This is a genomic window from Lentimicrobium sp. S6 (assembly GCF_013166635.1).
Lineage (GTDB): Bacteria > Bacteroidota > Bacteroidia > Bacteroidales > UBA12170 > UBA12170.
Genome location: NZ_JABKBZ010000016.1, coordinates 17,350 through 40,996 on the forward strand (window position 1 = coordinate 17,350; position 23,647 = coordinate 40,996).

The 23,647-nt window shown below is 34.6% G+C and carries 18 protein-coding genes and 1 tRNA gene; 10 read left to right on the forward strand and 9 right to left on the reverse strand.

Translation table 11 applies throughout. The features are described 5' to 3' along the window. Positions 1 to 3: 3 nt before the first annotated feature. Positions 4 to 1,026: a bifunctional oligoribonuclease/PAP phosphatase NrnA gene (locus HNS40_RS07600; RefSeq protein ID WP_172279328.1), complete on the reverse strand. Its 1,023-nt coding sequence runs from the start codon at positions 1,024 to 1,026 to the stop codon at positions 4 to 6. A gap of 116 nt (positions 1,027 to 1,142) precedes the next feature. Between HNS40_RS07600 and HNS40_RS07605 the strand changes: the two genes are divergently transcribed. Further along, positions 1,143 to 1,562 (forward strand): nucleoside-diphosphate kinase, encoded by a 420-nt coding sequence (locus HNS40_RS07605; protein ID WP_172279330.1) that lies wholly within the window; start codon positions 1,143 to 1,145, stop codon positions 1,560 to 1,562. A 56-nt stretch (positions 1,563 to 1,618) separates the two neighbouring features. Here the strand turns inward: HNS40_RS07605 and HNS40_RS07610 are convergent, their stop codons facing one another. Then, complete coding sequence (locus HNS40_RS07610; protein WP_172279332.1) at positions 1,619 to 2,149, reverse strand: helix-turn-helix transcriptional regulator; 531 nt, start codon at positions 2,147 to 2,149, stop codon at positions 1,619 to 1,621. 460 nt (positions 2,150 to 2,609) lie between these two features. Further along, positions 2,610 to 3,554 carry a carbamate kinase gene (gene arcC, locus HNS40_RS07615; RefSeq protein WP_172279334.1) on the reverse strand — a complete coding sequence of 315 codons (945 nt, stop codon included), beginning with the start codon at positions 3,552 to 3,554 and terminating at the stop codon, positions 2,610 to 2,612. A 200-nt stretch (positions 3,555 to 3,754) separates the two neighbouring features. On the opposite strand from arcC, the gene HNS40_RS07620 reads away from it, so the two are divergent. Next, entirely contained in the window at positions 3,755 to 5,257 is a 1,503-nt protein-coding gene (locus HNS40_RS07620) for a DASS family sodium-coupled anion symporter (protein ID WP_172279336.1), read from the forward strand. Between the two features lie 121 nt (positions 5,258 to 5,378). Then, the gene (locus tag HNS40_RS07625; protein WP_172279338.1) at positions 5,379 to 5,963 is read left to right on the forward strand and encodes a TetR/AcrR family transcriptional regulator; all 585 of its coding nucleotides are present in this window, start codon (positions 5,379 to 5,381) and stop codon (positions 5,961 to 5,963) included. Positions 5,964 to 5,976: 13 nt separating this feature from the next. Here HNS40_RS07625 and HNS40_RS07630 read toward each other — a convergent pair whose 3' ends face one another. Next, complete coding sequence (locus HNS40_RS07630) at positions 5,977 to 6,576, reverse strand: hypothetical protein (RefSeq protein ID WP_172279340.1); 600 nt, start codon at positions 6,574 to 6,576, stop codon at positions 5,977 to 5,979. Between the two features lie 204 nt (positions 6,577 to 6,780). Beyond that, on the reverse strand, positions 6,781 to 7,245 hold the full coding sequence (locus tag HNS40_RS07635) for an SRPBCC family protein (protein WP_172279342.1): 465 nt from the start codon (positions 7,243 to 7,245) through the stop codon (positions 6,781 to 6,783). A 159-nt stretch (positions 7,246 to 7,404) separates the two neighbouring features. Here HNS40_RS07635 and HNS40_RS07640 point away from each other — a divergent pair, with 159 nt between their 5' ends. The 4 genes from HNS40_RS07640 (at position 7,405) to dnaE (ending at position 13,284) form a co-directional block, all read left to right on the forward strand. Beyond that, positions 7,405 to 7,743 (forward strand): tRNA-binding protein, encoded by a 339-nt coding sequence (locus HNS40_RS07640; RefSeq protein WP_172279343.1) that lies wholly within the window; start codon positions 7,405 to 7,407, stop codon positions 7,741 to 7,743. After that, positions 7,744 to 8,061 carry an antibiotic biosynthesis monooxygenase gene (locus tag HNS40_RS07645; protein WP_172279345.1) on the forward strand — a complete coding sequence of 106 codons (318 nt, stop codon included), beginning with the start codon at positions 7,744 to 7,746 and terminating at the stop codon, positions 8,059 to 8,061. It begins immediately after the preceding gene. Positions 8,062 to 8,418: 357 nt separating this feature from the next. Then, positions 8,419 to 8,766, forward strand: a complete 348-nt coding sequence (locus tag HNS40_RS07650; protein ID WP_172279347.1) for a T9SS type A sorting domain-containing protein — start codon at positions 8,419 to 8,421, stop codon at positions 8,764 to 8,766. 156 nt (positions 8,767 to 8,922) lie between these two features. Beyond that, positions 8,923 to 13,284 (forward strand): DNA polymerase III subunit alpha, encoded by a 4,362-nt coding sequence (gene dnaE, locus HNS40_RS07655; protein ID WP_172279349.1) that lies wholly within the window; start codon positions 8,923 to 8,925, stop codon positions 13,282 to 13,284. A gap of 96 nt (positions 13,285 to 13,380) precedes the next feature. On the opposite strand, the gene guaA is transcribed toward dnaE, so the two are convergent. From guaA to der, 4 genes are all read right to left on the reverse strand, one after another. Further along, a complete protein-coding gene (gene guaA, locus HNS40_RS07660; RefSeq protein ID WP_172279351.1) occupies positions 13,381 to 14,910 on the reverse strand; it encodes a glutamine-hydrolyzing GMP synthase in 1,530 nt (509 codons plus the stop codon). Positions 14,911 to 15,084: 174 nt separating this feature from the next. Beyond that, positions 15,085 to 15,993, reverse strand: a complete 909-nt coding sequence (gene xerD / locus HNS40_RS07665) for a site-specific tyrosine recombinase XerD (protein WP_172279353.1) — start codon at positions 15,991 to 15,993, stop codon at positions 15,085 to 15,087. Then, a complete protein-coding gene (locus tag HNS40_RS07670; RefSeq protein WP_172279355.1) occupies positions 15,993 to 16,367 on the reverse strand; it encodes an RNA-binding S4 domain-containing protein in 375 nt (124 codons plus the stop codon). Before HNS40_RS07670 ends, xerD begins: the two co-directional genes overlap by 1 nt. Continuing rightward, positions 16,367 to 17,677 carry a ribosome biogenesis GTPase Der gene (gene der, locus HNS40_RS07675; RefSeq protein ID WP_172279357.1) on the reverse strand — a complete coding sequence of 437 codons (1,311 nt, stop codon included), beginning with the start codon at positions 17,675 to 17,677 and terminating at the stop codon, positions 16,367 to 16,369. The genes HNS40_RS07670 and der overlap by 1 nt, the downstream gene beginning before the upstream one ends. Before the next feature lie 261 nt (positions 17,678 to 17,938). Here der and HNS40_RS07680 point away from each other — a divergent pair. From HNS40_RS07680 to HNS40_RS07690, 3 genes are all read left to right on the forward strand, one after another. Continuing rightward, positions 17,939 to 18,011: transfer RNA gene (locus tag HNS40_RS07680), tRNA-Lys, on the forward strand. 739 nt (positions 18,012 to 18,750) lie between these two features. After that, a complete protein-coding gene (gene sbcD, locus HNS40_RS07685; RefSeq protein WP_172279359.1) occupies positions 18,751 to 19,959 on the forward strand; it encodes an exonuclease subunit SbcD in 1,209 nt (402 codons plus the stop codon). 11 nt (positions 19,960 to 19,970) lie between these two features. Continuing rightward, positions 19,971 to 23,630 (forward strand): AAA family ATPase, encoded by a 3,660-nt coding sequence (locus HNS40_RS07690; protein ID WP_172279361.1) that lies wholly within the window; start codon positions 19,971 to 19,973, stop codon positions 23,628 to 23,630. Positions 23,631 to 23,647 lie beyond the last annotated feature (17 nt).

A 23,647-nucleotide genomic window follows, 5' to 3' on the forward strand; every position in this document is an offset into this window, starting at 1 on the left:
CTCTTATTTATTCTTAGGGTTCATAATGAGAGCGGACATCTTTGTTTTTAGTTTTTCTATGGTTTCATCCATAGTTAATTTAGAATTCCCTCCAGCAGCGTTTAAATGCCCTCCTCCATCAAAGTGATTTCTAGCTATCCCATTGATAGCAAAATCACCCTTAGATCTGAATGAAAGACGTATTTTATCATTTCGGTGAGTTAATAAAATTGCTGCTTTCACTCCCTCAATAGATAAAGCATAATTGACTATACCTTCAGTATCACCCGATTGAAAGTGATATTTTTCCAATTCCTCCTTATGTAAACTGATATAGGCCCATTCTTCTTCCTTAATAACTACCAATTTTTCTGATAAAGCATAGCCTAGTAGTTTTAATCTATTAAGAGTATTATTACTATAAACTTTCTCATGAATACTCTTATCATCAATACCTGCTTTAACCAATTGGGCAGCTATAAGGTAGGGTGACTCGTCTACCATTCCATAGCTAAAAGAGCCTGTATCAGTAATTAAACCAACATATAAACAGGTAGCTGCTTCTTGGTTAAGTAGGCTTCCATTTGACATTTCTTGAGTTAGATAAAAGGCGAGTTGAGCTGTTGAACAAGCTGATACATCACTAACATAGGCTTTAAAACCAGATTCAGGACTCGGGTGATGATCAATCATTATGTGATGCGCTTGATTAGCATTTTTAAGAGCTAAACTCATTTCATCTCCCGTTCTATGTATAGCATTATAGTCCACATGAAGAATGACATCGGCATTATTAATTATACGATCTGCTTTTGCTTTATCCTCTTGATATATACAAACTTCTTTATAGCTTGGCATCCAATTTAAAAAAGTTGGTGAAGGATCAGGTGAGATAATCTGACTTTCAATTCCTATGGTTTTGAAGAAATGATAGAGGCCTAAGCAAGAGCCAAGTGTATCACCATCAGGATTAGAATGGGTACTAAGCACTAATTTTTTTGCTTTTTTTACATAAAGCTCTAATCCTTTATAGTCTTTGGTATTCAATATGTTATGGTTTTTAATTATCTATTTAACGCAAAATTAAAGTTTTTTAGCACAAAAAATCTGTACACTCTATTATAAATTATAATTTTGCAGCTTAATTAACAATAATTAAGACTATGACAAGTAACAAAACCTTTACAATGATTAAACCTACAGCATATAAGAATAATTGCTCTGGTAAAATCATCCAAAAAATTTATGAAGGCGGTTTTCATATTTCTGCCTTAAAAGTAACTAAATTATCAAAAGAAGATGCTCAGGAATTCTATGCTATCCATAAAGATAGGCCATTTTTTGACGGGCTAGTAGAATTTATGTCATCGGGACCGATTATCGCAGCTATTTTAGAAAAAGAAAATGCTGTTGAGGATTATAGAACACTTATTGGTGCTACGAATCCAGCAGAGGCTACTGAAGGGACCATTAGAAAAATGTGTGGAACCAGTATTGGAGAAAATGCGGTTCATGGCTCTGATAGTGATGATAATGCTGAAATAGAGTCTAAATTCTTCTTTTCAGGAAGAGAAAGATTCTAAAAAGAATATAAAGGGCAATTTTAAGGAAGCGGACCATGTGTCCGCTTTTTTTATCTCTAAATTGAATGAAATATTTTAAAGCTATCGTCTTCATAAATAGCTATGAGCTGTACCATTTTCTTAGTGGAGGACTGTTGAATTAAGCTATTAACCATGACTTTATTTACATTACTCTGATTGGTATCTACCGTTTCTTTTTGTTCTGGTATAACTCCAGTAACTTTTCTTTTCTCGTAAGGCTCTTTTATTTCCTCCTTTAAGTTCTGAACAGGAGATTCAATTGGCTTTTCCTTCTTCTTTTCTTTTTGTGTTGAATCCTCCAATTTAAAATCTTCCTGCTTAAGATCCTCTAGGAATAAGGAAGGATTTTGAAGATTTGATTTTAGCATTTCACCATGCCCCACTAATAGCCATGATTCATTAATCTCAGGATATGATTCCAATATCTTTAAAACAAAATCGAGTGAAGGTTTATTCCTACCCGATAGGATATGCGAAATACCTGAACGTTGCACTCCAATACTTAAAGCCAATTGAGCAGGACTTAAATTCTTCACGGACAATAATAATTTTATTCTTTCTATCATGTTACAAATGTATACTCTCGCTATTTGATTACAATATTAAACTCATGAGTGCATCAACAAAAGTAATTATAATTGATTTACAATTGTAAATATTTTAAAAATACAATGAAATTAAATATAAGCTACAACCTTGTTCGCTTATAGCCTTCTCTAATAGTATAAATAAAGCTTTTCAATAGATATACTATAATAATGGTGATACCTGACAAATATTTAAACTTTAACTATAAATAACTAATGTAAATATCAGGAATACTGTATCATAAACGGTGATAAATATTTATTCAGTCCTATTTTGAGCTTTTTACTTAGCTAAACAATAATTTCGTGAAAATACTGGATAATACAGTGCGTTACATCTGTATCGCTCCCTAATCATATCTTGTAGCTTACATATGTAAACACAAAAAAGCCGATAAGGTTTCCCCTATCGGCTTTTTTATAGTATAGTTTTTTATTCCTAGTTCAGTACAATTCTTGTTCCCGAATCAGGTTTTCCAAGTTCGTTAGCAGTGGTAATAATACAACGTTTTCCACCATTCTCTACAAATTCAACAGCTGCTCTAACTTTTGGAGCCATGCTACCTTCAGCAAAATGGCCTTCTGCCAAATACTGCTTGGCTTGTTTTACAGTAATTCTATCAAGAGCTTTTTGTTCAGGAGTATTAAAATTAATATAAACCTGAGGAATATCTGTTAGAATATAAAATTCGTCAGCTCTAATTTGAGCAGCAAGCATACTACAAGCTAAATCTTTATCGATAACAGCATCAATACCTTCTAACTTTTGGCGTTCAGCATAGAAGACAGGAATTCCTCCCCCACCAACAGCAACAACAATCTGACCATCCCTTGCCAATTTCTCAATAGACTTCCTATTGTTAATGCGCACTGGACGAGGGGAAGCTACAACTTTTCGCCATCCACGACCTCTTGGATCTTCATGGAATTGAGAACCATTTTCCTTATTAATCTTTTCTGATTCTTCTTTTGTATAATAAGGACCAATAGGTTTGGTTGGATTCTGAAAAGCTTGGTCATCTTTATCTACCAATACTTGGGTTATAATTGTAATGATGTCGCGTTCTAAATCTTCTTTATACAACACGTTTCTCATTTGCTGCTCTATCATATATCCAATAGAACCTTGTGTTTCAGCAACAGCAACATCTATAGGCAATTTAGGTACACCGAAAACTTTCTCACCACCTTCGTGTTGTAGTAATACATTACCAACTTGAGGTCCATTTCCGTGGCCAATAACGATATCGTAACCGGCTTTAATCAAATCAACCAAATGAGAACAAGTCTCATAAACATTACTTTCTTGCTCTGAAATGGTACCTTTCTGACCACTTCTGAGAAGTGCGTTGCCTCCAAAGGCAATAACAGCTAATTTGTTCATATTTAAATTCTTAAATGTTATATTATATTCTTATAGAAAAAGAGAGCGAATATATAAAAATTTAATAGCAAGCAATGCTTTAGGCCTATAATTGAGTGTTTTTACTAGTATATTAATAGTTATTCTATTTTTATGAAAGCTAAACCATTGTTTTTCTGCAACTTATTACTTATGTTTGTTAAGCAAAAACACATTTAAATATGAAAAAAAAGCTAAATGCCAAGACCATAGGCCTTTTATTAGGTCCCATTTTGGCGATTATTGTTTTATTTTTCGACCTAGATCCTGAAAACAGAGTCGTAACCTATACCCTTTCAGTTGCTGTTTTAATGGCTGTTTGGTGGATTACACAGGCTGTTCCGATTTCTGTAACTAGCCTTTTGCCAGTGGGATTATTTCCTCTCTTTGGTATTATGAATGGGAAAACAGTTTCTTCGACCTATTTTAATCATGTCATCTTTTTATTTATTGGTGGTTTTTTGGTGGCTTTGGCCATGGAGAAATGGAATTTACATAAACGAATAGCATTAAAAATACTGATGAAAGTGGGAAATAAACCAGCGAATATCTTATTTGGTTTTATGCTTGCCACTGCTTTTTTAAGTATGTGGATGTCGAACACAGCTACTAGCATGATGATGATTCCTATTGTATTATCTGTTATTCATGGATTGAAATTAGATAAATTAAAAGGTAAATTTCAGATTGCCTTATTACTTGGAATAGCCTATTCTGCTAGTATTGGTGGCATTGCTACATTGGTGGGTACTCCTCCAAATCTATCCTTCAGTAGAATATATAATATTATATTTCCACTAGCTCCAGAAATCAACTTCATCTCATGGTTTATATTTGCCTTACCCCTAACTATTGTTCTTTTTATCATCATCTTTTTTTGGCTATTGTATTTATACCATCCTGGTAAGGATTGGAATAATACTTCCAAAGAAGTATTTAAAACAGAATATAAAAAGTTAGGGAAATCGAGTTTTGAAGAAAAAGTAGTTTTTACCATTTTTGTAAGCATGGCCTTATTATGGATTACCCATAGTGGTATCAATTTGGGAGGATTCAGCATACCGGGTTGGAGTGAATTATTTCCCGAACCTTCTTTTATTAATGACGGAACCATAGCCATATTATTGTCGAGTACACTTTTTCTTATTCCGACTAAAAAAGGACAGCATAGAATATTAGAGAGCGATGTAATAGCTAAACTTCCTTGGAGAATTGTACTTTTATTTGGTGGAGGCTTTGCTTTAGCTAGTGGGTTTACAGAATCAGGATTATCCATGTGGTTTGGAGAATCATTAAGCTGGGTCAGTTCCTATCCTCCACTATTTGTGGTTATTATCATCACATTACTCATGTCTTTTTTAACAGAACTAACTTCGAATACTGCTACTACTGAGATGCTATTACCCATATTAGCAGGCTTGGCCGTGAGTATCCAAATCAATCCTCTATTGTTTATGTTGCCTGCTACATTAGCTGCATCACTAGCCTTTATGCTACCAGTTGCCACGCCACCAAATGCCATTGTCTTTGGAACAAATAGAATTCAGATAAAGGATATGATTAGAACAGGTTTCTTAATTAATATTATTGCTGTGATTATTGTGAGTTTATGGGTTTACTTCTTCGGCTCTTTTGCGTTTAGTCAGGATATGTTGAATTTTCCAGAATGGGCCATTGTAAATTAATTCAAGGCAAATTAATCTTAAATTAATCCATCTAAAGTGCTGCTGCATTAATTATTATAAATATATTTGCATTATTAGAACTCTTTACTCTTTTAGTCGAAATTTTAAATATTCAAATTTAATGGGCAATAAAACCAAAGTACGCGAGAAAATTATAGATGTAGCCAGAGCCGTTTTTGCTAAATATGGTTATAAAAAAACTACAATGGATGATATAGCTGAAGGAGCTCAAAAAGGCAAAAGTAGTATCTACTATTATTTTAAAAGTAAGGAAGAGATTTATGAAGCAGTGGTAGAAACGGAATCTGGTTTGCTATTTGATGATATTATGCGTAAAATAGACCAACCCATTCCTGCCAAGGAAAAATTCAGACTCTATGTATTTACTCGATTAAATAAAATTAGAGAATTATCTAATTTCTATGATGTGCTGGAGAATAATTTTATTCGAAACATGGATTTTATTGAAAAACTTCAAAACAAATATCATCAAAAGGAAATCAGTATTTTACAAAGCATATTATCGGAAGGGGTAAAAAGTAGAGAGTTTAATATTCAAGATACTGAGATTGCCGCTATTGCATTGGTAACAGCCATAAAGGGTTTGGAGGCTCCTCTCTTGATTAAAGGAGCAAAAAAGAATTTAGAAAGACGAGTGGATTATGTTTTGAAGATTCTTTTTTATGGAATTATGAGACGTGGATAAAACACAACCTTTCTTATTCAAAATCAAAACTATCAAAGAGGACCTCATTCTTTCTTATCGGTAGTTGCTCCCCCACAAATGACAAATTTTCAAGACTATTGTGTACTGAAAAAGTGATTTTGGTTTTGATCTTGGTTTGTAAAGTTTTGACCAAAATATCATTGATATACCATTTCACTAAGTAATGTCCTCTTCTACCTTTTTCCAAAGTCATTTTAAAAAGGTGCCACTTTTCCGATTCAATTAAAAAACGTTCTGAATGATGTGGTTTATTTTGAGAAGTACAATATACTATCACTTCATTTGGGTTTGCTGATAAATCATTACGATGTTTCCTTGTTCCTGATCCAACTTCAAAATCCAGCTCATATTCCATCTCTCCAGAATGATACAAAAAAGCTCCAATATTACATTGGTCGTTTAAATTGAAGTTTGGCACAAAGATTCTCCACTCATAAGTACCCTGTCCAAAATCACTCCTTTTCGATTTTACCTTCACCCTATCTTTAGTTTGCGGTCTAGTCATTATCTTCAAATGACCATCCTCTAGATAGTATGAGCTTGGACTATTCATAGAGTCATCTTCCCAGTAATTATCGAAATGATTTTGCATGTCAAAATTTTCATGGAATGTCATGCTCTTTTTAACGGAAGCATCTAGGGGACCTCTTATCAAATGGCAAGAGGAAAAAAATATGGCAATAATAAATATGAAACCAATCCTATAATTCATGGGTAAAATAAAATTTTTTAGTGAATAATTATTACTCAAAAAAGTGGGGAATTTGAAACAATATAGATGGAAATCTAAATAAGGTTAATGGCTTGGGAATAGTTTATTGAGAACCTGAGTTCTGTAATCAAAAATCTCATTCAACTTATTCTCAATGATCATTTTATTGGCCATTGCACCTAAAAAACCAAATGGAGGTTGATAACTATCAATGTCTTTCATTATCACATGATTGCCTTGCTTTTTTATCATATGCTGATGGTGCCACATAGAATAAGGTCCAATCCTTTGCTCATCCACAAAATACTCTTTGTCTTTTACATGAGTTATTTCTGTCACCCAATTGGTCTTAATTCCTAATATTGGCTTCACAGTATAACTTATAATCATTCCTTCATATATTCTATTTGGAAGGTCTTTAGTTCTAATATCAAAACCCATTTCTTTTGGAGTAATTTTCTTCAAATTTTGTGGGGATGAAATAAAATCCCAAACCTCATCAATGCTAGCGCTAATCATTTGTTCTCTATAAAACTGATAGAAAGCCATAATCGTTTTTATAATTAATATTTAAGGTCAAAAATAATATATTAAGAACTATCATTAATCTTGTTGAGGATTTTTGCGAAATAAATAACAAAAAAGAGTTTTATATATTTTTCTAGAATTATTTAGTATCCTACTATCTTTGTTTTGAAACTTAAAGTTATGGATGAAACAATTAATTGGTCAGATTTTGAAAAGGTAAATATTAGAGTAGGTACTATTCTATCAGTTGATGTTTTGCAGAAAGCTAAAAAGCCAGCTTTCGTTTTGGAAATTGACTTTGGAGAATGGGGTATTAAAACCTCATCTGCTCAGATAACTGTTCATTACCAAACAAATGATCTCATAGGTAAACAAATAATTGCAGTTGTAAATTTCCCGCCAAAAAGAATTGCAGGGATTAAAAGTGAGTGTTTGGTTTTAGGTATCTATGAAGAAAATGGCGAAGTTGTTTTGTTAAGTGCAGATAAAAAAGTGAAAAACGGATTAAAAATTGGATAAATGATAGCAAAAACTCATCAACCTCCCTATTACGCAGTTATATTTACTTCTATTATGAATGCCTCAACTGATGGATATGAAATAATGGCTAATAAAATGCTAGAACTAGCTGAAAAACAAGATGGATTCTTGGGAATTGAATCTGCAAGAGAAGAAATAGGTATAACGGTTTCCTATTGGAAAGATGAGGAATCTATCAAAAACTGGAAGCTGCAAACCGATCATATCATAGCTCAAAAATTGGGCAAAGAAAAGTGGTATGAGTCATATAGAATTAGGGTATGTAAGGTAGAAAGAGATTATACAAATCTTAAATAAAATCTCTATTTACTTTTTAGCGTATTTGTATTTTTTACCTCCAAGGCATATTCCCAATATATCATTAAACCATTTACAGGAGAACCTCACCTGATTTAAAACACTCATGCCTTTGCTCCTGATGGCTTTGATATTGATGAAATTGCAGAAGGTGGAGAAAATATTGTAATGCCAGTAAGCATTTTTAATTCTGGGGTTGAAACGGCTAGCTGAGTTTCTGCGGTCATTATCTGTAGCGATCTAGATATTACTATTACAAGTGATCACAAAACATATAATGATATCATTTCAGATGGAGAAGTATGGAGCAATGGCGGATATGAGTTTACAATTAATGAAAACTGTATAGAGAAAGATGTGTCTTTTGTATTTATCATCACCACCAATGAGGAAAGTTGGTCTGACACTTTCGTCTTACATTTATATCCTAAAGATGCTTTTGGAATTTCAGAATTGGATAAAGATATCTACATCATCTATCCTAATCCAAATGAAGGAGTCTTTAACATCAGAGCGGAGAACTTATCCAAAGAAACCAATTATCAGATTCTAAATGCTGCTGGTAAGTTGGTTAGAAGTGGGTATATTCAACACTCAAGCTTTAATGAAACTCAAATTAATATTGGATATATAGAAAACGGAATCTATCTATTAAGACTAATAGAAAATATTCAATCTGTTAACTATAAATTTATCGTGCGATAAGATGGACCAAAGCTTTCAGTTTTTCACATTTAGTCCAACTTATTAACAATGATACTAAATAACTAGTTTTCTGTCACATATAAATTATTAACAAGCCAGATACTTATGTTGTTTTTGGGTATTTTTGAAGGCTCATTTTCAACCTAATTCTGTTCTATGTTTTTAATTTACGATACTGAAACCACTGGTTTACCTAAGGATTATAATGCACCTATCACCAATTCGGATAATTGGCCACGTATGGTCCAAATTTCTTGGCAATTGCATGATGATAAAGGCCAATTGGTGGAAGTTAAAAACTACATCATTAAACCTGAAGGATATGAAATCCCCTATGCTGTAGTTAAGGTACATGGTATCACCACTGAAAGAGCAGAAAAACAGGGAGTTGCCTTAAGTATGGTCTTGGATGAGTTTAACGAGACGCTTAAGAAAACTACTTTTGTTGTTGGCCATAATATTGAATTTGATAATAATATCATTGGGGCTGAGTTTCATAGGAAAGACATCGATACTCCCCTTTTTGAGCGTACCAGTTTAGATACTAAAAATGAATCGACAAATTATTGTGCTATTCCTGGTGGAAAAGGAGGAAAGTTTAAATGGCCCAAACTTGGCGAACTCCATGAGAAATTATTTGGGGAAGCCTTCGATATGGCACATAATGCTGCTGCCGATGTGGAAGCCACCGCTCGTTGTTTTCTCGAACTTGTTCGACTCAAAGTTATTGAAGCAGGGAAATTGCATTTTTCTGAAGAACAATTTGAGGCTTTTCAACTGGCAAACCCAAATACTATCCAAGCTATAGGTTTAAATACTCAACCCTATGATGCAGTTGATCTAGATGAATCAGACTCCCCAGAAATCAGTATTCAAACTGAATTAGAAAAAGGTACTGTAAAGACCAAGACTATCCTTACTGGAGAGCTAAAATATTCACATTTACACTTACATACCCCATACTCTATCCTAGATGGAGCGACTTCTATTCCCCGTTTAGCAGAAAAAGCTTTAAATGATGGAATGGAAGCTGTTGCCATTACCGATCATGGTAATATGTTCGGAGTAAAAACATTTCACAAAATACTAACCGGAAAAGGTTTAAAGCCAATTTTAGGCTGTGAAGTTTATGTGGCACGAAGAGGAATGCACCGAAAAGAAGCCAAAATTGACGGTAGCGGTTGGCATTTGGTGTTATTGGCAAAAAATAGAGCTGGCTATCAGAACTTGATGAGAATGGTGAGTCTGTCTTGGTTAGAAGGAAATTATTACAAACCACGTATAGATAAAGAATTATTAAGTCAGAATTCAGAAGGATTAATTGCTCTTTCAGCTTGTTTAGGCGGTGAAGTGAATCAAAAACTGATGAATGAAAGCCAAGGAGAAGCAGAAAAAGCTGCCCTTTGGTATAAAGATTTATTTGGCGAAGATTTTTACCTCGAACTCCAAAGGCATCAGTCAGGAGATCCAGAATTAGATAGTAAAGTATATGAAGACCAGGTTTTTGTTAATCAGAAACTTTTGGAAATGGGCCATAAATACGGAATCAAAGTAGTTGCCACCAATGATGTCCATTTTGTAAATAAAGAAGATTCTGGAGCTCAAGATCGATTAATCTGTATCAGTACTGGAAAAAACATTGATGATCCAAGCCGTCTTAGGTATTCAGGTCAAGAATGGTTCAAAACTCAGAAAGAGATGATTGAACTATTTAAGGATCATCCTGAGTGCATTGCTCATACTCAAGAAATAGTTGATAAGGTGGAGAATTACCCTCTGAACTCCAAGCCTATCATGCCTGACTTTACTCTTCCTGAGGGTTTTACCGATGAAAATGAATATCTCAGGCATATTGTTTATGAAGGAGCACATATTCGTTGGGGAGCAGTTCTAACAGAAGAACTCATTGAGCGCTTAGATTTTGAACTGGAAACTATCAAAAAGATGGGATTCCCTGGCTATTTCCTTATTGTCTGGGATTTTTTGGTTGCAGCAAGAAATATGGGAGTTGTAGTGGGTCCCGGTCGTGGCTCTGCTGCTGGTTCTGCTGTGGCCTATTCTCTTCGTATCACAGAAATAGATCCTGTAAAATATAATCTACTGTTTGAGAGATTCCTGAATCCTGATCGTGTGTCCATGCCCGATATCGATATCGATTTCGATGATGAAGGTAGAGGAAGAATCATGGAATGGGTAGTGAATAAATATGGTGAGAAACGAGTAGCTCACATTGTGACATTCGGTAGTTTGGCAGCAAAATCAGCTATTCGAGATGTGGGTAGAGTACAGCAATATCCACTATCAGAAACCATGTTACTCCAAAAACTTGTACCAACTCGACCGGGTATTTCATTAAAGGATGCTTTTAAAGAAGTTCCTGAACTGAATAATATAAAAAGAGGAAAAGGCGAGGCTGCCGATGTATTAAAATATGCCGAAGTATTGGAGGGCTCAGTTAGAAATACTGGTGTTCATGCTTGTGGTGTTATTATTGGCAAAGAAGATTTAGAGAATTATGTTCCTATTAGTACTGCAAAAGATTCAGAATTAAAATATGTAACTCAGTATGATGGAAAGCATGTTGAGGATATTGGTTTATTAAAGATGGATTTTTTGGGTTTAAAAACTCTGACCATTATTAAGCATGCCGTTGAGAATATCAAAGAATCGAAAGGTGTTGAAATAGATATTGAGAATGTAAACTTGGAAGATGAAAAGACCTACCAATTATATTCTGATGGCGATACTACCGGGTTATTCCAGTTTGAGTCGGCTGGAATGAAAAAGTATCTTAAGGAATTAAAGCCCACTCGTTTTGAGGATTTGATTGCTATGAATGCGCTCTATCGTCCTGGTCCTTTAGAATATATTCCTAGTTTTGTAAAGCGAAAAAATGGTTTAGAACCCATTGAATACGATCTTCCAATGATGAAAGAATACCTGGAAGAAACCTATGGTATCACAGTTTACCAAGAACAGGTGATGCTTCTTTCTCGCCAGCTGGCTAATTTTACTCGTGGACAATCCGATTCACTCCGTAAAGCCATGGGTAAGAAGATTAAAGCCATGATGGATGAGTTGAAAGTATTATTTATTGAAGGTTGTAAAGCTAATGAGCGATTCATGAAGGAATGTACGGAGACAAAAAAGAATCCAGACAAACTTATCAATAAAATTTGGGGTGACTGGGAAGCTTTTGCTAAATATGCTTTCAATAAATCTCATGCCACTTGTTATTCCTATGTTTCTTATCAAACGGCATATTTAAAAGCCCATTATCCAGCTGAATTTATGGCCGCTGTACTGAGTAATAATATGAGTGATATTGAGAAAGTGACATTCTTTATCGATGATTGCAGAAATCAAGGATTTAAGGTTTTAGGTCCAGACATTAATGAATCAGGAACTAATTTTGCAGTTAATAAAGATGGAGATATTCGCTTTGGATTAAATGCCATCAAAGGAGTTGGAGGTGCTGCTGCCGATATGATTATAGAGGAACGCAGAGAAAATGGCAAGTATAAAGGTATTTTTGGCATGGTCAAACGAGTTAACCTTCGTTCAGTTAACAAGAAGAGTTTAGAATCTATGGTCTATGCCGGTGCTTTCGATAGTTTTGAGAAAACACCACGTCATGTCTTCTTCCATATGGAAAATGGCTCAACTTTTTTAGAGAAAATCATTCAATATGGACATAAGTTTCAAGCGGAACAAAACTCTAATCAAGGAAGTTTATTTGGAGACTTAGGCTCTGTAGAATTGCCTGATCCAGAAATTCCAGAGACTGAACCTTGGTCACAACTCGAATCATTAAAAAGGGAAAATGATGTGGTAGGATTTTATCTATCTGGCCATCCTCTAGATACTTATAGTATGGAACTTAAGCAATTTTGCAATAGCGATATCAAAAGCTTCAATGCTGTGATGGAAAGGCTGAATCAAATTGTGATGAATACCGAAAAGGACAAAGATGGTAAAAAGCCTGAAACCGATGAGCTGAAGCTACTTAGAGACAAGCCATATACCATAGCAGGTATTATCTCTATCCCTGCTAGCACCACGATGATGACCAAAACAGGAAAGCCATTTGGTAGATTCACTGTGGAGGATTATACAGGTTCATTGGAAATCAATATGTTTGGCGAAAATTTCGAGAAATACAAGAGTATTTTGAGTAGAAAAGACCAATATGTTCTTTTAAAAGTAGCTCCAGAAAAACCCCGTTGGCGTGATGAGTTTGAACTCAAAATCAATGCTATAGAACTGTTATCTGAAGTGATGGAGAAATATGTAAGGAGAATTGACCTTAGCATCAAATTACATAATGTATCTTCTCAATTGATAGATAATCTGAATACTGTTATTGAAACCGGTGGTGGCAAAACGCCCATCAATGTGCAAGTTATCGATGAAAATAATGAGATATTACATATGAATATTCCTACTAAAGTAAACTCTAAGCATTTTATCAATGCGCTAAAAGATAATGAAGAATTAAGTATTCGGTTGGTGAAGTAATTGCGCGATATCTTTTTATATTATCTATAATAAATACTTATCCTTTAAGAAAAAAAACAGCCTTGAATTAAAATACAAGGCTGTTTTTTGTTTTTTCTATTCCCACTCAATGGTAGCAGGTGGTTTGGAACTGATATCGTAAACGACTCTATTTACTCCTTTAACTTTATTTATCACATCGTTGGAAACCTTGGCTAAAAACTCAAATGGTAGATGTGACCAATCGGCTGTCATTCCATCTGTTGATGAAACAGCTCTTAAGGCAACAACATTCTCGTAAGTTCTTTCATCACCCATAACTCCTACCGATTGGATAGGAAGGAACATGGCTCCTGCTTGCCAAACCATATCATAAAGACCATTGTCTTTCAAGCCTTGAATAAAGATATGATCTACCTCTTGAAGAATTCTCACTTTTTCCGGAGTAACATCTCCAAGAATTCGAATTCCTAAACCAGGACCTGGGAAAGGATGACGTTTGAGTAATTCAGATTTCATTTCCATAGCTCGTCCTACTCTTCTCACTTCATCTTTGAAAAGAGTTTTTAATGGCTCCACTATTTTTAACTTCATATAATCAGGTAAGCCCCCCACATTATGGTGAGATTTGATAGTTGCTGATGGGCCTTTTACACTAACCGATTCAATGATATCAGGATATATAGTACCTTGTGCCAACCATTTCACATCTTGAATAAGGTGAGCTTCATCATCAAATACTTCTATAAAAGTTTTGCCAATAGCTTTTCTTTTGCCTTCAGGATCGGTTAAACCTTCTAATGATTTATAGAATCTATCGGCAGAATCCACGCCTTTCACATTCAGTCCCATGTGTTTATATGATTCTAGAACTTCTTCAAACTCGTTCTTTCTCAATAAACCATTATCAACGAAAATACAGTGAAGATTTTTGCCAATAGCTTTGTGCAATAAAAGTGCTGCTACCGAAGAATCAACTCCTCCAGACAATCCTAGCACTACTTTATCGTCCCCTAAAGTTTCCTTAAGCTCTGCAACAGTGATATCAACAAAAGAATCTGGAGTCCATGATTGTGATAAACCACAAACATCTACAATGAAATTCTGTAATAGCTTGGCTCCTTCTACAGAGTGATAAACCTCAGGATGGAATTGAATACCATAGGTTTGCTCACCTTTTATATGATAACCAGCAACCTTCACATCATGAGTAGAGGCAATAATTTCAAAATCTTTTGGAATATTTAAGATGGTATCACCATGCGACATCCATACTTGACTTCCATTGGTCATTCCTTTCACCAACTCATGAGTATCATCAATATAAGAAAGGTTAGCTCTACCATACTCTCTAATTTCAGATGGCATCACTTCTCCACCATCGTATTGAGATAAAAGCTGTGCACCATAGCACACGCCCAATAGTGGGAATGTTTTTCTGATGGCACTTAAATCAGGTTTTGGAGCATCCTCATCTCTTACAGAAAAAGGACTTCCTGATAAAATTACACCTTTAATATGAGAACCCATTTCTGGAATTTTATTATAAGGATGTATTTCGCAATAAACATTTAACTCTCTGATTCTTCGAGCAATAAGCTGAGTATACTGTGAGCCAAAATCAAGTATTAATATCATTTCTTCCATGGCTGCAAAAGTATAAAATGTAATTGAAAAAATGATGATAAAAAATGCTAATTATTGGGGCTTATTGATGGACTCTTTTATTGGGGTATTTTGATAAAAAATAATGCTAAAGATTATAAATCAATCAAAGGTTAACAAGAATACAAAAGGCTTACTTTTTCTGAAATTAAAAAATCACTGCTTATTCCGAGGATGGTGATTCAATATCTCTGCTCTTAAAAAGCTTCTGTCGAGGTGGGTATAAATTTCGGTAGTGATAATAGACTCATGACCAAGCATTTCTTGTACAGCTCGTAAATCAGCACCGCCTTCTACCAAATGGGTAGCGAAGGAATGACGGAAGGTATGCGGGCTGATATTTTTATGAATACCAGCACGTTCAGCTAAATCTTTAATGATGATGAAAATCATATTTCTAGTGAGCTTGGCTCCTCTTCTATTGAGAAATACAAAATCCTCAAAACCTTTTTTCACATCAACATGCACACGTACTTGATCTACATATAAGGCAATCTGTTGCAAGGCTTGACCACCAATGGGAACCAGCCTTTCTTTATCGCCTTTACCAATCACTCTAATAAAAGACTCCTCTGGATAAATATTTGAGATTTTTAGCTCTACTAATTCTGTTACACGAAGGCCACAGGAATATAGAGTCTCTAGAATCGCTTTGTTGCGCTCCCCTTCAGGTTTACTTCTATCAATCTCACCTATCATGGAATCAATTTCCGGAAGGCTTAAAGTCTCTGGAAGTTTTCTTCCCAATCTAGGTAACTCTAATAAATCTGTTGGGTCGTCTTCAATGATATTTTCTAGCAATAGAAATTTATAGAAGGCTTTCACTCCAGAAATAATGCGTGCTTGAGAACGGGCACTTAATCCAATTTCTGCTAACCATTGGATAAAAGTTTGCAAATTCTGCAAACTCATTTCTTTCAGACTTAAACTAGGACTAGGAATTTGACAAAAAGAAAGAAGCTTAATGATATCATTCTCATAAGCTTCAATACTATTTGGAGACAAAGATTTCTCCAACTTTAAATAGATGAGGAAGCTTTTTAAATATGGATGAGAGCTAGACATTAGTCCATCTTAATTTTAGAAAGCTCTCTCCTATCCTTTTTAGTTGGGCGACCTGCCCCTCTATCGCGGTGTTCTGTTCGCATTTCATTAATCATTTCCACTCTTTCGAGTTCTTCTTGAGGAGTAATATCTTTATATTTTTGCACAGCAAGGCTAGCACTCATTCTGTTTTTAATGACGTCTACGACTTCTATCACTTTATTCATGATATTCACTCGCAATTCAATCACATCACCAACCTTGACCTCACGTGAAGCTTTTACAGCTACATCATCAATCTTTACACGACCATTTTTACAGGCTTCAGCAGAAATACTTCGTGTTTTATAAAGACGAATAGCCCAAAGATATTTATCAATGCGAACTCCTGCCATTATTTATCTCTAAAAAACAATTTCATGGGGCTTCCATTAAAATTAAAGTTCTTACGAAGTTTATTTTCGAGGAAACGTGAATAAGGATCTTTCACCTCATTCGGAAGGTTACAGAAGAAAACAAATGAAGGATAGTGAGTTTTTAACTGGGTCACGTATTTAATACGAATATAACGCTCTCTGCTGGCTTGCGGAGGAGGAACAGACTCGATAATAGGTAACATGATATCATTCAACTTACTTGTTGTGATCTTTCTTGTTCTATTCTCATATACTTCATGAATAGTCTCCAAAGTTTTATGAATTCTTTGCTTAGTAATCACAGAAGTAAAAACGATAGGAATATCGGTAAATGGAGCTGTTCTTTGACGAATTTTTTCAGCAAACTCTAGATGAGTATTAGAACCTTTTTCAACTAAGTCCCATTTATTCACGACAATAACAACACCCTTATTATTTTTCTGAATGACAGAGAGAATGGCTAAATCTTGAGCTTCGAAGCCTTCATTGGCATCAATCATCAAAACACAAACATCGCTATTTTCTATAGCCCTAAGTGAACGCAAAACACTATAAAACTCAATATCCTCATTTACTTTGGCTTTTTTTCTAATTCCGGCTGTATCTACCAATTTGAATTTGAATCCAAATCTGTCGTATTCAGTATGAATAGTATCACGTGTAGTCCCCGCAATATTAGTTACGATATTTCTTTCATCGCCCAATAAAGCATTCACCAAACTCGATTTCCCAACATTAGGGCGACCAACAACAGTAAATCTAGGAATATTATCATTTATAGGTTCTGGCGCTTCTTTAGGAAAAGCTGGAATAACTACATCCAATAAATCACCTGTTCCTGAACCATTGATAGCTGAAATACTATATACTTCACCTAATCCTAAAGCATAAAACTCAGCACTATTTACATACATAGCTGAATTATCCACTTTGTTAGAAACTAGAAAAATGGTTTTATTGGAAGTACGAAGCATTTCAGCAGCATCTTCATCAAGAGGAGTAATTCCATCTTTTACATCAACCAAAAAGAGAATAACATCCGCTTCATCAATGGCCAATTGCACTTGTTTTCTGATTTCTTCTTCAAAGATATCATCAGATCCCATTACATATCCACCTGTATCAACCACATTAAACTCTACACCATTCCAATGCGATTGTCCATAGTGCCGATCGCGTGTAACGCCGCTAGTAGGCTCTACTATAGCTTGACGTGACTTTGTCAAACGATTGAATAATGTTGATTTGCCCACATTGGGTCTTCCTACTATTGCTAAATAATTTCCCATTCTTCTATTTTTCGGCTGCAAAAATAGCCTTTTTCACTGAATTAGTAGCGAATAGCTTATTTTCATTTGCAAATAATTCGATAATTTTATGGGTAAGGCTATTTACAGGGCGCTCATCGAGATTTTATTTGTTTTTTTTTCGATTTTCAAAATACTGATTTATTGGGGCTTATAAATTATTTCATTTTTTTTTGAAATATTCTTTTGAAAACTCTTGCAGATTTAAAATTTACTACTACTTTTGCACCCGCAATCGAGCATGATTCCGTAGCTCAGTTGGTAGAGCAACGGCCTTTTAAGCCGTGGGTCCTGGGTTCGAATCCCAGCGGGATCACAGAAAAGTATCATAATCCGATAAGTTTTTAGCTTATCGGATTTTTTATTTGGGGGATAGAATGGAAACTCGATTGAAATGTTATCCCCAAATAAAAAAAACATATGAGAAATGGGAATAGATTTTGTAATTTCAAAATGGAGAACTATTGGGAGCATGAAATTATCCCTGAGTTTTTTTTAATTCGAATAGGTTATAGAGCAGAAACTTTTTCAGCTTATGACCATTTACTTTGAGCTCCTGAATTTCTTATTAAGCCATAGAAGGTAGTAGCTTTTCATTTTAATATTTCAAAATATTTCAATTACATCTTACTTTCAAATCTAAAACTCAATATTCTAGTTACTTTGGATCTCAAATTGAATGGACTTAGGTTGGTTTCTTAAAAAATCTGTTTATAATCTTTAATAGATAGATTAAGTCTATCTTCTTTCATAATACGCCTCCGAGTAAACTATAATTAAAGGCAGTCTGATTAGGCAAAATCACCCAATACAACTTCTTCTATTCAGAATCAAATCTTCCAGCTTCAAAATAATTGTAGGCTTTCTCAAGTAGATATTATAAAGTTCGTTTTTAAGATATTAAAAAACTATTGAGGGTATATCAATAGTTTTTTGGTTTTCTTTTTACCTTAAGATTGTATTATTTCCCAAACACAAAGAGAATGGAGAAAACTTTTGTAATTTTGTTCTGAAATCATTTTATTATCTCAAATCACTATATTGAACGCAATCCAATGAAATTATTACACACTTCCGACTGGCATCTTGGACATCGACTACATGAGCAATCACAATTTGAGGAGCAATCTTTATTTCTCACCTGGTTACATGAGTATATCATTGATAATGAGATAGAAATATTATTAATTTCTGGAGACATTTTTGATAATGGAACGCCCTCCTCTCAAAGCTTGAAATTATACTATGATTTTCTAGTTCAGCTCACCAAAACCAATTGCAATCATATTGTCATTATAGGTGGTAATCATGATTCTCCAGGTACTTTAAATGCTCCAAAAGAACTTCTAAATGCTTTGTCTATTAAAGTAGTGGGTAAAGCCTCTGAAGATATTAAAGACGAAGTATTTAAATTAAATAGCAATTCTGAAGAAATCATTATTGCAGCCATCCCTTATTTACGTGATCAGGACATTAGAAAAGCGGTTGCTGGAGAAGCTTTTGACGAGATAACAGAACGATATAAGAAAGCATTAACTAAGCATTATACAGAAATTGCAGAATACTGCGATTCTATAAAAAGTAAGAATACACCTATTATAGCTATGGGGCATTTATTTGCAGCGGGAGGAAGTGTTTCTGAAAGTGAGCAAAATATTTATGTTGGGAATCTTGGTCATATTGGAGCACAAGATTTCCCCAAAACCTTTGATTATATCGCCTTAGGACATTTACATCGGGCTCAAACGGTAGGTGGCGTAAGCCATATTCGCTATTGCGGCTCTCCTTATATTTTGAGTTTTAGCGAAATAAATTCGGATAAGAAAATTCTTGTCATTGAAACCAAAGGCAAGGATATCAGTAGTATTGAAGAGTTTATCATTCCTCAATTTAGAGTGGTAATAAGAGTGACAGGGAATTTAAAATCTTGTATCATACAATTGGGAGTTATCAGTAGCAATTCTTATCAACTAAAGCCTTGGGTGGAAGTAGTTTTAGATAATGAAGCCAATGCCAATATGGGCTATGCTGAAATTCATAAGGCTGCTGATGTACTTGATTTGGAAATTTTAAAAGTTACACTAAAGAACCAAAGAAACACCATGGGATTAGAGCAGTTGATCCATGATTCAAAAAAAATAAAAGCCCTCTCTCCTATTGATGTATTCAAATTAAAATGTGAAGAGCAAAACTTTAATTTAGATGAGAATGAAGAGATTATGGATGCTTTTAGTGAGATTTTAAACAAGGTTAGAGAATACTAGATTAGGCTATTATGAAAATTTTAAAGATAGAGCTACAAAACATCAACTCCCTAAAGTCTGATATTCCTATCATCATCGATTTTGAGCAAGCTCACTTTCAAGATGTGGGATTATATGCTATTACAGGTTCTACAGGAGCTGGGAAAACCACTATTCTAGATGCCATCACCATTGCTTTATATCATGAGGTTCCTCGTTTTAAGAAATCGAATATTAAGGCTGGTTTGGTAGATGTAGTGAGCTATGGTGCAGTTGAAGCTTTTTCTAGAGTGCTATTTGAAAATGATGGACAAGAATATGAAGCCAGTTGGACCATGCGATTGGCTACCAAAACTGGCAAAAAGCTAAATAATCCCAAGGAGGAAGTCCGTTTGAAAAATATCAGTAGCGGAAAAATTATTGCGGAGAAGAAAAGAGAGGTTCAGCAACAGGTTGAAAGGGTTTTACAATTAAATTATAATCAGTTTTTACGTTCTGCTATGTTGGCCCAAGGTGAATTTGCTTCTTTTCTATCGGCCAATGCCAAAGATAAAGGCGACCTATTGGAACAGATTACCGGTGAAGATATTTATAAGAAAATTGGGGAAGGCATCAACCAAAAGCAATACGATGAAAAGAAGAAATTAGAAGCCATACAAGCTCGTATTAATCATGAGGATTTACTTTCTAGTGAAGATAGAATAGCACTTCAAGAAGAAGAAAAAAAGTTGAACGAGCAGCTCACACATTTGAATCTAGAAATGCTAAATCTGACTAAGATTATCGAATGGTATAAGAGAGCGGATGAATTAATGCTGCAAGAAAAGGAAATTAAATTAGGAGCTGAAAATCTGCAAATCGAGTTTGAGCAAAATAAACCTAATTTCCATCGGCTTTTATTACATGAAAAAGCTGAGGTTTTTAAGGATATTATTGGAGAAATTACTCGAAGTAAAGAGTTTATATTACTGAAAGATAAGAAGCTCCATCTTGTACAAGAGAACTTATTAAAGCTACAGCCTCTTATTGAAAAGATAAAAAAGGAGGAGGCTAATCATTTAAAATTAGTTGAAGAGAAAAAGAAAAACTTTCAAGATTGGATTCCAAAGTTAGATAAAGTTGCTCAGTTGGATGGCCAAATTTCAAACAAAAAAGAACTTCAAGAGAAAAGCCTTATTCTTCTTAAGAAGAATAAATCAAGCCTTCTCGGTCATGAAAATGAAATCAAATCTTTTCAGGATTCAAAGCAGAAATATAGTCTTGAAATCCAGAAGCTAGAACGGTATATTCAGGAACATAAAACCTTAGTGGAGATTGAAACACATTGGCCCACTTGGAATACTCAGTTTGCTAAATTACGTGATCATCAGCAGCGAACAGGAATAGGCGCTAAACAGATTAGTATAGATAAACAAGAAATCGCTGAGAATAATGAAAAGCTGAAGTCTTATCATTTGGCCTCCTCAAAAAACAAAGCAGAGTTGATCCCTATTCAGGAGAAACTCCTTATCAATGCGAAACAATTAAAAGAGAAAGATTTAGATAAAATACTAAAGCAACAAGAACAGTTGGTGCTTGATTTGAATAAATGGGATAAAGCTTTACAATTAAGTCAACAATTTAATGACTTATCTAAGAACATGTTGAATCTAGAAGCTCAGAATACAGCTATTACAAAGCATATTGAAAAGTTGAATCTGTCTTATGAAAAAGCAAAACTAGACCTGGAGAAGGCAAGAATGGCTGTTGTGGATATGGAAAAGATAGTAAATCTTGAAAAATCCATTAAAAACTTAGAAGCGGAACGCTCCAACTTGGAAGAAGGAAAAGCCTGTCCCCTATGCGGTTCCGAATCTCATCCTTATGTGGAAAAGTATAAAGATTTGAATATTTCCGAATCTGAAGCAGAACTAAAAAGTCGAAAAGAGATTTTTGAAAAGTTGCAATCAGAAAAAGGTAAAGTAGAAATTGAAGTCACTCAAGCAAAATCTAGTCAAGCTCACCTTCTAGAGCAGCTTCAACAAGGCCATCAGTATATTGTAAAAGTAAAATCAGATTCGGAGCTATTGCATCTAAACTTTGAATTGGGGAAAACTGAATTCATTGAGCAACAAAAAGAGAAGATAGAAAAAGAAATAGCGCGTTTAAAAACTGAAATCGATAAATATCACCTTCTTCAGAAAGAAAAAGCAAATGTTGAAAAAGATGTACAGCAAAAGAATGAAACACTTCATAGCTTAAATCAGCAAATAGCTTCTGTTGAGGGAGCCAATAAACAACTGATAGAGAAACTGGTAGAAAAAGAAAGTCTGCTAGCTCAATTATTAGAAGAAACCAAAGAGATTGAAAGTCATTTAAAAGAGCAGCTCAGTCAATTTCAATTGGAATGGCCGAGTATTCATGAATCAGAAACATTCATCAAGAATCTTCAGGAAGGCATCTCTAAGTATAAGAAACAAGAGAAATCTCAAGAAGCCTATAAAAAGCAAGTGGATGAACTAAACCTCAAGCTCAAGAATACCGAAGTCCAGCTCCAAACTAAAAAGAAAGAATTGGAGGAGTCTAATAAAGAACTAATGGCTTTAGACCAGGAGATTTTGGCTTTCCATAAAGAGCGGAACGAGATTTTACCCAGCGAAACGAGTGTAAAGAGTAAACGAGTCACTTTAGAAGAAGAAGAAAAGCTAGCTGCTAAAAATTTGGAATCAGCTCTACAAGAAAAACAAAAACTCGAAACCGCATTAACCCAAAACACAACGGAGTCCAAGAGTATCCAAAATGATTTATTTGAGAAAAAGAAAGCACTTCGCGATTTCCAATCCGACTTTGAAAAGCGACTGACCCCAAGTCAGTTTCTTGATATTGAAGAAATTAATGCTGCTTTACTGGAAAGTGAAATCAAAGAAGTCTTACAAAAGCAAAAAGCAGAAATCGATAAAAAAGCTATTGAAATAAAAGCTTTAGAAGAAAAGAACAAACAGGAATACAAGGCATTATTAGAACAGAAAACTTTTGAACTAGCGAAAGATGAAGCGGAGAAGCAAGCCGAACTCGCCAAAGAAGAAAAAGATAAAAAACTCAAGCGCTCTGGAGAAATCACCCAAAAGGTTGCCCATGATCAAAAGGTAAAAGAGCGAAATAGTGGAATCTTTAAAGAGATAGAGGCTCAAGAAAAGCAAGTCAAAAAATGGAAGGATCTCATGGATTTATTGGGTGGTTCCAAACATGCTTTTAATACTTATGTCCAAAGGCTTACCTTAAAATCATTGATTGGATTAGCCAATATCCATTTATTCAAACTCAATAAGCGCTATTCCTTAAAAATGAAGGAGCATTATGCCTCAGGAGAGGAATTGAACTTTAATTTAGTGGACCATTATCAAACCGATGAAGAACGCTATGTAGATACCAGCAGTGGCGGGGAAAAATTCCTCATCAGCTTAGCATTAGCATTGGGATTATCAGACCTAGCCAGTAGCAATGTGAAAATAGAATCTCTATTTATTGATGAGGGTTTCGGAACCTTAGATAATGTCACCCTAGAAACAGTAATTTCAACTTTAGAAACTCTACAGGCACAAGGAAAAATGATAGGAATCATTTCCCATGTAGAGAATTTAAAAGAGCGTATTCCTACTCAAATTCAATTGATTAAAAAGAGCAATGGGGTTAGTGAGGTGGAGATTGTATAAAACTAAGCCCCCCCCCC